Source organism: Amycolatopsis sp. NBC_00348 (genome assembly GCF_036114655.1).
Lineage (GTDB): Bacteria > Actinomycetota > Actinomycetes > Mycobacteriales > Pseudonocardiaceae > Amycolatopsis.
In genome coordinates this window covers 8,195,002-8,207,423 of the sequence record NZ_CP107994.1, presented here as the reverse complement: position 1 = coordinate 8,207,423, position 12,422 = coordinate 8,195,002, and the positions used below count along the sequence as shown (strand labels likewise).

General features: G+C 70.3%; 10 protein-coding genes. 7 read left to right on the top strand and 3 right to left on the bottom strand.

Annotation, left to right across the window (positions count from 1 at the left end; genetic code table 11):
• Window positions 1–6: 6 nt before the first annotated feature.
• The 4 genes from OHS58_RS36410 (at window position 7) to OHS58_RS36395 (ending at window position 4,878) form a co-directional block, all read left to right on the top strand.
• Window positions 7–942, top strand: coding sequence for an amino acid ABC transporter permease (locus tag OHS58_RS36410; protein ID WP_328645453.1), 936 nt, complete (start codon window positions 7–9; stop codon window positions 940–942).
• The gene (locus tag OHS58_RS36405) at window positions 939–1,712 is read left to right on the top strand and encodes an amino acid ABC transporter ATP-binding protein (protein ID WP_328645452.1); all 774 of its coding nucleotides are present in this window, start codon (window positions 939–941) and stop codon (window positions 1,710–1,712) included. The genes OHS58_RS36410 and OHS58_RS36405 overlap by 4 nt, the downstream gene beginning before the upstream one ends.
• Before the next feature lie 84 nt (window positions 1,713–1,796).
• Window positions 1,797–4,112 (top strand): oxidoreductase, encoded by a 2,316-nt coding sequence (locus OHS58_RS36400; RefSeq protein WP_326945300.1) that lies wholly within the window; start codon window positions 1,797–1,799, stop codon window positions 4,110–4,112.
• A 298-nt stretch (window positions 4,113–4,410) separates the two neighbouring features.
• A complete protein-coding gene (locus OHS58_RS36395; protein WP_326956535.1) occupies window positions 4,411–4,878 on the top strand; it encodes an SRPBCC family protein in 468 nt (155 codons plus the stop codon).
• On the opposite strand, the gene OHS58_RS36390 is transcribed toward OHS58_RS36395, so the two are convergent.
• Entirely contained in the window at window positions 4,868–5,443 is a 576-nt protein-coding gene (locus OHS58_RS36390) for a hypothetical protein (protein ID WP_247059447.1), read from the bottom strand. The genes OHS58_RS36395 and OHS58_RS36390 overlap by 11 nt on opposite strands.
• 177 nt (window positions 5,444–5,620) lie before the next feature.
• Between OHS58_RS36390 and OHS58_RS36385 the strand changes: the two genes are divergently transcribed.
• The 3 genes from OHS58_RS36385 to OHS58_RS36375 all read left to right on the top strand — a co-directional run bounded on the left by OHS58_RS36385 (window position 5,621) and on the right by OHS58_RS36375 (window position 10,807).
• The gene (locus tag OHS58_RS36385; protein WP_328649913.1) at window positions 5,621–7,438 is read left to right on the top strand and encodes an NHL domain-containing thioredoxin family protein; all 1,818 of its coding nucleotides are present in this window, start codon (window positions 5,621–5,623) and stop codon (window positions 7,436–7,438) included.
• A 1-nt stretch (window position 7,439) separates the two neighbouring features.
• A complete protein-coding gene (locus OHS58_RS36380) occupies window positions 7,440–7,772 on the top strand; it encodes a GroES family chaperonin (protein ID WP_328645451.1) in 333 nt (110 codons plus the stop codon).
• A 1,211-nt stretch (window positions 7,773–8,983) separates the two neighbouring features.
• The gene (locus tag OHS58_RS36375; protein WP_442875573.1) at window positions 8,984–10,807 is read left to right on the top strand and encodes a VanW family protein; all 1,824 of its coding nucleotides are present in this window, start codon (window positions 8,984–8,986) and stop codon (window positions 10,805–10,807) included.
• A 4-nt stretch (window positions 10,808–10,811) separates the two neighbouring features.
• Here OHS58_RS36375 and OHS58_RS36370 read toward each other — a convergent pair whose 3' ends face one another.
• Together OHS58_RS36370 and OHS58_RS36365 are read right to left on the bottom strand one after the other, a co-directional pair.
• Window positions 10,812–11,576, bottom strand: coding sequence for a leucine-rich repeat domain-containing protein (locus tag OHS58_RS36370; RefSeq protein WP_328645450.1), 765 nt, complete (start codon window positions 11,574–11,576; stop codon window positions 10,812–10,814).
• Window positions 11,573–12,418, bottom strand: a complete 846-nt coding sequence (locus tag OHS58_RS36365; protein ID WP_328645449.1) for a helix-turn-helix transcriptional regulator — start codon at window positions 12,416–12,418, stop codon at window positions 11,573–11,575. The genes OHS58_RS36370 and OHS58_RS36365 overlap by 4 nt, the downstream gene beginning before the upstream one ends.
• Window positions 12,419–12,422: the final 4 nt, after the last annotated feature.

Genomic DNA, 12,422 nt, shown 5'->3' with positions numbered 1-12,422 from the left:
GCTCGCGTGTCCAGTTCTTCCGAAGCGCCTCCGAGCGAGGCGCCGGCCGACGTCAAGCCCATCAAAGCCGTCCCGGTGCGCCACTACGGACGCTGGGTGGCCGGGGTGATCATCCTGTTCGTCGCGTTCATCGTGGCGCGCAGCGTGATCACCAACAACGCCCTGCACTGGCCGGTCGTCGGGGACTACCTCTTCGACGACCGGATCCTGCGCGGCCTGCAGAACACCCTGATCCTGACGGTGATCTCGATGGTGATCGGGATCGTCGGCGGGATCCTGCTGGCCGTCATGCGGCTTTCGCCGAACCCGCTGACGTCGGGGGCCGCGGCTGTCTACATCTGGTTGTTCCGCGGCACGCCGCTGATCACCCAGCTGATCATCTGGAACTTCCTCGGCCTCGCGTACTCCCGGATCGGGCTCGGCATCCCGTTCGGACCGACGTTCGTCAGCTGGGACACGAACCTGCTGATCACGCAGTTCACGGCGTCGTTGCTCGGTCTCGGCCTCAACGAAGCCGCGTACATGGCGGAAATCGTGCGAGGCGGCATCCAGTCGGTCGACGACGGCCAGCTGGAAGCGGCGAGCGCGCTCGGCATGAGCCGCACCAGGACTCTTCGGCGGATCATCCTGCCGCAGGCGATGCGGGTGATCATCCCGCCGACCGGCAACGAGACGATCTCGATGTTGAAGACGACGTCGCTGGTCGTGACGATCGGGTACTTCGAGCTGATGGTCGCGGCGCAGACCATCTACTCGCAGAACCTGCAGACTGTGCCGTTGCTCATCGTCGCCGCGCTCTGGTACCTGTTCATGACTTCCGTGCTGACGTTGGTGCAGATCCAGATCGAGAAGCGCTTCTCGCGCGGCACCTCGCGAGACGTGGTGCAGCGGCCCGCCTGGCGGTCGAAGTTGTTCAGCCGGGGTGGAGGGAACGTCACATGACCCCCGTCGTGTCCGCGCAGAAGATCTGCAAGAGCTTCGGCACCGTCGACGTCCTCAAGGGCATCGACCTCGAGGTGCAGGAGCGTGAGGTGCTCTGCCTGATCGGGCCGTCCGGCTCGGGCAAGTCGACGCTGCTGCGCTGCATCAACCACCTCGAGAAGATCGACGCCGGCCGGCTCTACGTCGACGGCGTGCTCGTCGGCTACCGGCAGCGCGGCGACAAGCTGCACGAGCTGCGCGAGAGCGAGGTCGCGTTCCAGCGCAAGGACATCGGCATGGTGTTCCAGCGGTTCAACCTCTTCCCGCACATGACCGCGCTGGAAAACGTGATGGAGGCGCCGATCCAGGTGCGTCGCGAGCCGAAGGCCCAGGTGCGGCAACGCGCGTTGGAGCTGCTGGACCGCGTCGGCCTCGGTGACAAGGCGAAGAACTACCCGGCGCAGCTGTCCGGTGGGCAGCAGCAGCGCGTCGCGATCGCCAGGGCGCTCGCGATGAAGCCGAAGCTGATGCTGTTCGACGAGCCGACGTCCGCGCTGGACCCGGAGCTCGTCGGCGACGTCCTGGGCGTGATGAAGCAGCTCGCCAAGGACGGCATGACCATGGTCGTCGTCACCCACGAGATGCAGTTCGCGCGTGAGGTGGCGGACAAGGTCCTGTTCATGGACGGCGGCGTCGTCGTCGAAGAGGGCCCGCCCGACCAGGTCATCGGGGACCCGCGGGAGGAACGGACCAAGTCGTTCCTCGCGCGCGTGCTCAACCCCAACGCCTGAGGATCTCGCGGCGGAAACGGTGTTCCGGCACCGTTTCCGCCGCGATTTCGCTACCTTGGTGGCGGGGCGAGGGGAGATCGGGCCATGTCGACCGAAAGCGCGCTGCCGCCGTTGGACCCCTTCGCGGGGATCCCCGACAAGCGCTACGAGGTCAAGGCCTCCGAGCTGCTGAAACCCGGCAACGGCGGGTTGCTGCGCTGGCGCCGGCAGGCCACGAACGCGCCGATCGTCTACGTCGAGGACGCGTACATCACCGGCACGCTGGACCTGCGGGCCGCGGACCTGAAGTACCTGTTCCGGTTCGAGCGCTGCCGGTTCGAGCAGCCGCCGGACGTGCGTGAGGCGAACCTGCTCGGCTTGGTCTTCCGCAAGTGCTGGTTGCCCGGGCTCAAGGCCCGCAACATGCGCAGCCGCAACGACGTCCGGCTGATCCGCTGCGTCGTGCAGGTCGATGGCGACGACCGCGAGATCGAGGAGACCACGGTCCAGCGCGGCGACGACCGCGAACGCGGCATGCCGAACGCCGCCGTCAACCTGACGGACGCGGTGATCGAAGGCTCGATGGTGCTGACCCGCACGGTGATCTCGCACCCGCACGGCAAGGCGATCCAGGCCGACCGGCTGGTGCTCACCGGCGCGCTGCTGGCCTACCGGATGGTCGCGAACGGCGAAGTGCGGCTCCCGGGCCTGCGAACCGGCGGTAACGTCAACTTCTCCGGCGCCACGCTGAACAACCCGGACGGCTTCGCGCTCAACGGCAACGGCCTGCACATCGGCGGCAGCCTGCTCTGCGAGGTCGACAACTACGGCCCGGCCAGCCAGCGCAAACGCTTCTCCGCCACCGGGATCATGTACCTGCCGAGCGCCACCGTGGACAGCGACATCATCCTGCGCGAGGCGAAGCTGACGGTGTCGCAGCAGGGCCCGATCGCCGTCGACGCGTGGAAGTCGAACGACCCTTACCTCGACCCGCGCCCGGCGCTGGTCGCCGACCGGCTGAGCGTCGACGGCAACCTCGAGCTGTCCGACGGCCTGCAGGCGCTGGGCACGTTGCGCATGGTCAACGCGCGGATCGGCGGCTCGCTGCGGCTGGCCGGCGCCGAGATCAGCGTCGTGCGCGGCAAGACCCCGCCGTACTACGACCGGGCGCTGCACCTGGACGGCACCGAGATCGGCGGCGACATCGAGGCGACCAGCCTGCGCGTGCCGGCCGGGCAGCTGCGGCTGGCCGACGTCACCATCGGTGGCAACTTCCTGGCCTGGAACTCGATGTTCCGCCACCCCGGCCGGGACGTGTTCTCGGCGCGGCGCTCGAAGATCGCCGGCAACTTCCAGCTCACGGACGCCACGATCCACGGCACGCTGCGTCTGCAGGGCCTCGAGGTCGGCGGCAGCATCAACCTCGCGGGCACCCGGCTGACGGATCCTGGACGCCGCGCGACCAGCAGTTTCTCCCTCGACGTCCGCACCGGCCGGATCGGCCGCGACCTGCTGCTGCGCGACGACAACAGCCGCCCGTTCGTCGCCGAAGGCGGCGTCAACCTGGACGGCGCCCAGGTCGCGCGGCGCGTCGACATCCGCGGCGCCCAGCTGGGCTCGTTCCCGCCGTTCAACGTCGCCCTCGACGCCGGCGACGTCGCCGCGGACGAGTTCACGTTCACGCCGAGCAGTCCTCCGGCGGGCCGCGTGGTGCTGCGCCGCGCGCACTGCGGGACGTTGACGGACAACGAGGCGTTCTGGGCCTCGACCGAGGGCATCGAGCTGGAGGACTTCCGCTACGACGCCCTGAAGAAGGGCATCCCGCTCGACGACGACAAGTCCCTGGACCACCGCATCGAGCTGCTGCGCAAGGCCATGCGCGGCTACCGCCCGGGCCCGTACGACCAGCTCGCGCACATGCTCCGCGCGGCGGGCAACGAAGAGCACGCGTCGACGGTCGCGCTGCGCAAACAGCAGTTCCGCTACGAGGCACTGGCCCGCGGCTTCAAGTTCTTCGGCCCCGGCGTCCGGCTGTGGAGCTGGCTCCAGCGTTCGATGGTCGGCTACGGCTACCGCCCGGTCCGCGCGCTGGGCTGGCTGTTCACGCTGCTGGTGCTGGGCAGCCTGTGGTTCGGCCTGGGTACGGACGACTGCGTCAACTGGCCGGCCACGGACCAGGCCCACCAGATCATCGCGAACGGCCCCAGGTGCGTGGTGAACCAGCAGGACACAGGCCTGCAGTGGAACCCGGTGATCTACACAGCGGACCTGCTGGTCCCGATCGTCGACTTCGGCAACAAGTCCCGCTGGTACATGCACGGAGCGGACAACTGGGTAGCGGCGGGCTTCACGGCGTCAGGCTGGATCCTGGCGACGACGGTAGCCGCGGGTGTGAGCCGGATGCTGCGCCGGGAGAACTGAGTCTCGCGCTCTCTGCCGATCTCTAGAACCAGCGCGATAAAGCCGCAGAAACCCCAATCCGCTCCTCGACACCCGCGCACCCCGCCGGCTGCGGCGCCCGCTCGGACCCCCAGACAGCCCCCACCACTCCCTGGGGGGCGTCCCACGTCCAGCGTATCGGTCACCCCCGACAGAACCGGCTTTTCCGGCCGCTGGGCGTCGAGTTGTCCACATCGCCCGAAAGTCATCCACAGGCAGCTTCGCTGAACCGCGGTCGGTGACATACCCTCGGTATGTCATCCTCGACGCGGAGGTCACCATGAGCCAACCCGACGCCATCGGCCGGATCGAGGTCGGCGCGGCTCCGGAAGCCGTGTACGCACTGGTCAGCGACCCGGCGAGGCTGGCCGACGTCGCCGAGGAGTACGCCGGGCACCGGTGGGTCGGCCGGGCGCGCGGGCCCGTTGTGGGCGCCCGGTTCCGCGGGCGCAACCGGCGTGGCCTGAGGCGGTGGAGCACCTTGTCCACCATCACCGACGCCGATCCGGGCCGCCGGTTCGGCTTCGAGGTGACCTCGGTCGGGTTGCCCGTCGCGCGGTGGCAGTACGACTTCGAACCCGCCGGTGCCGGCTGCGTCGTCGTCGAAAGCATGTGGGAGCGGCGGCCGGCGTGGTTCCGCGTGCCGACGTCGACGGTCACCGGCGTCTGGAACCGGCGCGAGGCCAACACGGCGAACATCGCCGCGACCCTCGCGCGGCTCAAAACCGCCGTCGAAGCTAGTCGATGAAGCGGGACCAGAAGGGTATGTAGCGCGGGCCGTCCGGTGGGGCCGTGCAGATGCCGCCCGTGCCGAACTCGCGCTGCAGGTAATCCCGCAGGTCGGAGCCGTACACGACGATGTCGGTCTGGTACACCGACAACACCGGGTAACCGGACGTGCCGGCGAGACCGGGCAGGTAGCGGTGGCCGCACACCGGCACGAGCTGCGGCACGTCGGCCAGGCGGTGCCCCGCTTCGCGGACCGCGTCCTCGGGCCCGACCGGGCGCGTGCCCCAGTCGGGCAGCCAGAAGCCGTTGTGTTCGACGTCGTACAGGACGCCGTCGACCGGCCAGGCCAAACGTTTGCGCAGCTGCTCGGGGTTGCCGCAGCGCCAGTCCGGCCAGCGGTCGCCGATCGGGACGCCCGCGGCGAGGAACGTGCGGTGGTCCGCGGCGAAGCGGAAACCGAACCGGCGCTCGACGTCGTCGAGCTCGGCCTCGCTCAGCCCGGGACGCACCGGTTCCCGGAGGTTTTCCTGCAGGTGCCGCGCCTCCTCCGGGGAGAGGGCGCCGGTCGGCTGGACGGGAGTCATGACCCAAGAGCGTAAGTGGCGCCCGACCCCGCCGCGCGTTCTTTTCTGCTCTCTTGACGTGCGGCCAGGGGTGACCCCGGTCGGGTGAGTTTGTTCTCTCATCGGCTGGACTCCGGAACAGAGCGTGAGCGCGTGTAGTTCACTCTTGCCGTGACATCTCCCCGACCGCAGGCCCGCGTGCGCGCTCCCGAGCTGCGCGGCGACGTCTGGCTGAACACCGGCGGCCGCCCGATCACCCTGGCCGAACTGCGCGGCCGCATCGTGCTGCTGGACTTCTGGACCAGCGGCTGCGTCAACTGCCTCCACGTCCTCGACGAGCTTCGTCCGCTCGAGGCCGAGTTCGCGGACGTGCTGGTCACGATCGGCGTCCACTCGCCGAAGTTTCTGCACGAGGGCGAGCGCGCGTCCATCGAGGCCGCGGTGCGCCGCTACGAGGTCCACCACCCGGTGGTCAACGACCCGAAGATGGAGCTGTGGTCGCAGTACGCGGTCCGCGCGTGGCCGACGCTGGCGGTCATCGACCCCGAGGGTTACGTCGTCCACGTCGCCGCCGGTGAAGGGCACGAAGAGGCGCTTCGCCGCGTCATCGCCGACCTCGTGAAGAAGCATGAAGCGAAGGGGACGCTTCGCCGCGGCGGCAGCCCGTACGTGCCGGTCGAGGAGCAGCAGAGCGAGCTGCGGTTCCCGAGCAAGGCCGTCGCCACCGCCGAAGGCCGCATCCTGGTCGCCGACACCGGGCACCACTCCGTCGTCGAGTTCGCTTCGGACGGTGAGACGGTCATCCGGCGCTTCGGCAGCGGAGAGCGTGGCGGGCAGGACGGGCCGTTCGACGTCGCCACGTTCACCGAGCCGGCGGGCATCGCACTGCTGCCCTACGACGTCGCCGAGCGCGCCGGCTACCACGCCGTCGTCGCCGACACCGCCGGTCACCGGCTGCGCGGCCTCGACCTGATCACCGGCGAGGTGACCACGGTCGCCGGCACCGGCGCGCAGTGGCGCAACGGGCCGGACTCGGGCAAGGGCGTCGAGGTCGAGCTGAGCAGCCCGTGGGACGTCGAGTGGTGGGGCCCGGCCGGCGGGGTCGTCGTCGCGATGGCCGGCAACCACACGCTGAGCGTGTTCGACCCGGTGTCGGGGAGTATCCGCCGCTTCGCCGGGACGACCGTCGAAGGCCTCCGCGACGGCGACGTCAGCGAAGCGTTCTTCGCGCAGACGTCCGGCCTCGCCGCCGACGGCGACAAGCTGTGGCTCGTCGACGCCGAGACGTCCGCCCTGCGCTGGATCGAGCCGGCGGGCGACTCGTTCACCGTGCAGACGGCGATCGGGATCGACCTCTTCTCCTTCGGCCACACCGACGGCCCGGCCGACAAGGCGCTGCTCCAGCACCCGCTCGGCCTCGCTGTGCTGCCCGGCGCGCGGATCGCGATCGCCGACACCTACAACGGCGCCGTCCGCCGCTTCGACTTCTTCACGCGTGAGGTGACGACGCTCGCCACCGGCCTCGCCGAGCCGCAGGGCCTGTTGCTGACCGACGGCCGGCTGCTGGTCGTCGAGTCCGCGGGCAACCGGATCGGCCCGGTGCCGGCGAGCGAGCCTTCGGTAGTCACCGGCGACGCGCACGCCGTGCGCCGCCCGCCGACGGTCCTCGCGCCCGGCGAGGTCGACTTTTCGGTCGTCTTCACCGCGCCGCCGGGCGAGAAGCTGGACGACCGGTACGGCCCGTCGACGCGGCTGGAGATCAGCGCGTCACCGCCGGAGCTGCTGGCCGACGGCACCGGCGCCGGAACCGAGCTGACCCGCAAGATCCGGTTCGCGCCGGGGGTGACCGAGGGCGTGCTGCAGGTCGTCGCCCAGGCGGCGAGCTGTGACGACGGCGGTGCGCACCCCGCGTGCCGGATCACCCGGCAGGACTGGGGCGTCCCGGTGCGGTTCGAGGAGGGCGGGGCGAGCGAGCTGAGCTTGGTCATGGCCGGGGAGCCGCGCGACGCCGAGTAGGATGCGGACCGTGTCTGACGGGCCGAAACTCGAGATCCAGATGCTGCACGACCGGGTACTCGTGCGGCTGTCGCCGGAAGAGGGCGAGCGGCGCAGCAGCGGTGGCATCGTGATCCCCGCCACCGCGCAGGTCGCGCGCCGCCTCTCGTGGGGTGATGTACTGGGCATCGGGAACAGTGTGCGGAACGTCAATATCGGCGACCGCGTGCTCTTCAACCCGGAGGACCAGCTCGAGGTCGAGATCCAGGGCGAGGGGCACCTGGTGATGCGCGAACGCGACATCCACGCGGTGGCGACCGAGCGAACCGAACACGGCACCGGGCTCTACCTCTAGAGCCCCGCGGAGGGCAGGGCGTGGCAGACGACGAGGCGCACGATCGCGCCGACGCGCGCGAAGCACCGGACGCCGGCCAACCGAAGCCACTCGCCACTACCGCGGAGCTAGCTGTCGCGCACGGGTCAGCTACGGAGCCACCCGCCGCGAACGGGTCGGCTGCCGCGGAGCCGGGTGCTGGTGCGGACTCGCCGACGGAGGAGCCTGCGGCCGAGGTGCCGCCTGCCGAGGCACAACCCACCGCTGAACCTGACCCTGCTGCGGCGACCGGATCGCCCGACGGTGAGTTGCCCCTCGCCGCCGCCTCCGGGTCGCTGCGGAATGAGTCCACAGCCGGGGCGCGGTTCGCCGCTGATTCCGAGTCGGCGGCTGCGGACGGAGCGGCTGGTGTCGAGGTATCAACCGCCGCTGATCCCGGGGTGTTGCCGATTGGGCCTGAGGGCGAGGTGCGGTTCGCCGCTGATTCCGAGTCGACCGCTGCGGACGGAGTGGCCGGTCCAGCCGCCGCTGATTTCGGGGTGTCGCGGGGCGGGTCTGCGAGTGAGGCGCAGTTCACTGCTGAATCCGAGTCGACCGCCGTGGACGGAGTGGCTGGTCCTGAGGTGCCAGCCGCGGCTGATTCCGGGGTGTTGTGGGACGGGTCCGCGGGCGAGGTGCAGTTCGCCGCCGAATCCGGGGTCGTTGTGGCGATCGGTTCGGCCGGTGCCGAGGTGCTGACCGCCGGCGACCCCGCGCTGTCGCCGGAAGTGCCTACGGTCGAGGTGCCGTCCGTCGCCGGTGGATTCGGGAACCCTGTGGCTACCGAGGCCGCTGCGGAGGTACGGCCCGCCGCTGAGTTCGGGCCGTTGCCGGAAGGGGTCGCGGTTGAAGTGGCGCCTGCCGAGACGGGGTTCGTTGCCGAGCCTGCGTTGCAGCCGGACGAGCCCGTGGCGGTGGAGTCTGCGGCGCCGGCCACAGACGGTGCCGAATCTGTGCTGTCGCTGAATGAACCAGCTGCCGCGGCTGAGGACGTGGCGCAGCCAGGGCCGTGGCCGGACGAGCGTGCTGCTGCCGAGGGTGCGGCGCGGTCTGAGCCGTGGCCGGTTGAGTCTGATGGGGTTGCGGCGCCGCTTGGGGCGTGGCCCAGTGAGTCCGCTGGGGGTGCGGGGCAGCTTGGGCCGTGGCCGGATGAGCGGGCTGTTGCCGCTGCTGAGACTGTGGCCATCGAGGCTGTGCCTGGTGCTGAGCCTGTCGACGATGCCGTTGTCACCACTGATCTCTTCGCTGAGGACCTGCTTGGCGAACTCCTCGAGAACCCCGCGGCCCCGCCTCCGCCGGAGACTCCTGCGCGGAAGCTGCGCAAGGGGGTTGCTCGCACGATGATGATCGTCGGGCTTGCGCTGGGGCTCTTCGTCATTCTCTACGCCGTCGACCTTCTCTCCAGTGCCGGTGATGTGCCGCGGGGGGTTACCGTGGCCGGGATCGGTGTCGGTGGCATGACCCATGCCGAGGCGGAAGCCAAGCTGCGCAAGGAACTCGAGCCTCGGCTTACCCGGCCGGTTGTTGTGCACGGTGGGGATGTCCAGGCCGAACTCGTTCCGTCGCAGTCGGGGTTGGGGCTCGACTGGCCCAACACCCTGGGGCTCGCCGGGCACCAGCCGCTCAGTCCGATCACCCGGATCATGTCTTTCTTCACCAGTCGCGAGGTCGGTGTCGCTACCCGGACCGATGAGAACCAGACCAGTCAGGCCGTCCGCGCGCTGGCCGACGGCAAGCTCGACCACGCCGCCACCGAAGGTGCCGTGGGGTTCATGCCGCTGCCGGGCAGCGATGGCGGCGTCACGCCCTATCCGATCCTGCCGCGCCAAGGGCAGCAGCTGACCGATCTCGCGGGCGCCGTCCACGCCGTCACCGAGCACTGGCTGGACCCGGGTGGCGTCAAGCTGGCGATGGCCATCACGCCGGTGCGGGCGACCGCCGCCGGGGTGCAGGCCGCGTTCCAGCAGATCGTCGTGCCCGCTGTGGCGAAGCCGGTTGTCGTGCACGGGCAGGGCAAGGACGTGCCGCTCAAGCCGGACGCGATCGCCTCCTCGTTCCAGTTCGCGCCCGTCGAAGGCGGTGCCGTCGAGGTGCGGATCGACCAGGGCAAGCTGCAAGCCGCGCTCAAGGACGGCCTGGCGAGCACCGAGTCCGACGGCAAGGACGCGCAGATCGTCTTCGCCGGCGACCAGCCGACCGTCGACCCGTCCGAAGACGCCCGGAAGATCAACTGGGAGAAGACCTTCCTCCCGCTGATCGACGTCCTCAAGAAGACCGACGGGCGCGATCTGCCCGTCGCCTACAACGCGTCGAAGCCCGGCGTGACCATCGAAGCCGCGGGGGCGCTCGGCATCACGGAGGTCATCGGCGAGTTCACCACCGGCGGGCTCACCGGTCCGGCGGCGACGAACAACCGCACGCTGGCCGACCGCGTGTCCGGCACGATCGTCAAGCCCGGTGAGACGTTCAGCCTCGGCGGCCGCTCCGGCCCGCGCACCGCGGACAACGGCTACGTGCCCGCCCCGGCCAACGAGGACGGCACCGGTCCGACCGTCGTCGGTGGCGGCGTCTCGCAGCTGGCGTCCACTTTGTACAACGCGGGCTACCTCGCCGGCCTCGCCGACGGCGGTCACCTCGAGCACGACACCTACCTCGACCGCTACCCCGTCGGCCGCGACGCCAAGGCGATCAACGCCGACGGCAGCCCGGTCGAGCTCAAGCTGACCGACGACGCCCAGACCGGCATCGCCCTGCAGGCCGTGGTGTCCGGCGACTCCGTGACGGTCCGGATCTGGGGCACCCGGCACTACCGCGTCGAGGGCTCGACCGGCGGGCAGACGCCCGGCGACCCGCCGCCGGTGCAGTTCGGGGGCGCCACCCCGTGCCAGCCGTCGATCGGCACGCCCGGCTTCAGCGTCACCGACACACGCGTGCTCTACGACGTCGCGAGCGGTGCCGAGGTCCGCCGGACGTCGCACACCGCGACCTACGGTCCGCGTCCGACGATCCTGTGTTGAGTTGTCAGCGAAGGACCATGCAACCCGCCTCCTCGAAGTCCCGCAGCCACGACGGCTCCCGGAAGTGCTTGTTCCACCGCAGATCCAGCTTGTCCAACTTGGACAGTCCGGCCACCGACGCCGGCAGCGTCACGAGCGAGTTCTCCCGCAGGTCCAGCTGACGCAGCTCGCTCAACGCCCCGATCGACGCCGGCAGCTCGCGCAGCCGGTTGCCCCGCAGGTGCAGCTCCCGCAGGGAACCGAGCGCGCCGATCGACTCCGGCAACGCCGTCAGTTCGTTGTGGTAGAGCCGGAGTTCGCGCAGCGACGCGAGCCCGGAGAGGTCGGGCAGCGATTCGATCCGGTTGTCCGTGCACCCGAGGTACCGCAGCTTTCCCAGGCGGCACAACGACGACGGGAACTCCGTCAGCCGGTTGTCGCTGACGTAGAGGTACTTGGTCAGCCCGGCCAGGTCACCCAGCTCGTCCGGCAACGCCGGGAACCGGTTGTGCCCCAGGTCGAGCGTGTGCAACGACGACAACGCGGAGATCCCCGGTGGCAGCTCGGTCAACGAGTTCGTGGCCAGGTTGAGCACGCGCAACCCGGTCAGCCGCCACAGCGACGGCGGAACGACAGAGATCTCGTTCGCGTACAGGCTCAAGTGCTCCAACGCGGAACCCAGCGCCGGCACGGACGTCAGCCGGTTGCGATCCAGATCAAGGCGCGTGACGTCGTCCGGCACCGACGGCACCGAAGTCAGCCCCTGCCCGCTCAGATCGAGCCACGTCATGAGCCCTCCCGGCGGCGGGTCGCGGGCAGCAACGCCCAGGTGGCCGCGTCGTCCGGCGTCGACACCTGGATCCGCAGGCCCGGCACCTCCGACACCGCCAGCTCGGTCAGCCGGAAGTTCAGCCGCCCGGCCCGCGGGTGGTCGAACCGCCGCAGCCGGGCCAGCGGCTCGGCGACCTCGTTGCGCGCCCACAGCTCGGCGAACTCCGGGCTCAGCGCCGAAAGCCGCCGGATGTCCTCCGCCCAGCACGGGTCGCCGAGGTGCCGGCCGTACTCGGCCCGCATCCGCGCGACCATGTGCGGCACCTCCTCGTCGTAGTTCAGCAGGAACGCCCGCGCGTTCGGTTCGGTGACGCAGCACCAGAGCAGGTTCTTGTGCAGGCACGGCAGGCTGTGCCACTCCCAGAACAGCTCCTCGTGCGCCGCGTTCGACTCGAGGATGTCGAACCGGCCGTTGACGACCGTGGCCGGCAACGGTTCCAGTGCGCGCAAGACCTCGCACACCGCGTCCGGCACCACCTCGACCGCAGACGGCAGCCGCGAAGGGGTCAGCTCCGCCAGCCGGTAGAGGTGTTCCCGCTCGGTGTGGTCCAGCCGCAGTGTGCGCGCGACGGCGTCGAAGACCTGCGCGCTCGCGTTGATCGGCCGGCCCTGCTCCAGCCACGTGTACCAGGTGACGCCGACGCCGGCGAGCAGCGCGACCTCCTCCCGCCGCAACCCGTTCGTGCGACGGCGCGGGCCGGGCACGAGCCCGACCTCCTCGGGGCCGATCCGCGCCCGGCACGCCTTGAGGAACCGGCCGAGTTCCTCTCGGCGGCTCACGGGGACCTGCGTCTGGGTCATGTCG

Bases quoted from the DNA above. Each gene is read 5' to 3' on its own strand.
- OHS58_RS36365 (WP_328645449.1), bottom strand. From the start codon at position 12,418: ATGACCCAGACGCAGGTCCCCGTGAGCCGCCGAGAGGAACTCGGCCGG.
- OHS58_RS36370 (WP_328645450.1), bottom strand. From the start codon at position 11,576: ATGACGTGGCTCGATCTGAGCGGGCAGGGGCTGACTTCGGTGCCGTCG.
- OHS58_RS36395 (WP_326956535.1), top strand. From the start codon at position 4,411: ATGAGCCAACCCGACGCCATCGGCCGGATCGAGGTCGGCGCGGCTCCG.
- OHS58_RS36405 (WP_328645452.1), top strand. From the start codon at position 939: ATGACCCCCGTCGTGTCCGCGCAGAAGATCTGCAAGAGCTTCGGCACC.
- OHS58_RS36390 (WP_247059447.1), bottom strand. From the start codon at position 5,443: ATGACTCCCGTCCAGCCGACCGGCGCCCTCTCCCCGGAGGAGGCGCGG.
- OHS58_RS36380 (WP_328645451.1), top strand. From the start codon at position 7,440: ATGCGGACCGTGTCTGACGGGCCGAAACTCGAGATCCAGATGCTGCAC.
- OHS58_RS36400 (WP_326945300.1), top strand. From the start codon at position 1,797: ATGTCGACCGAAAGCGCGCTGCCGCCGTTGGACCCCTTCGCGGGGATC.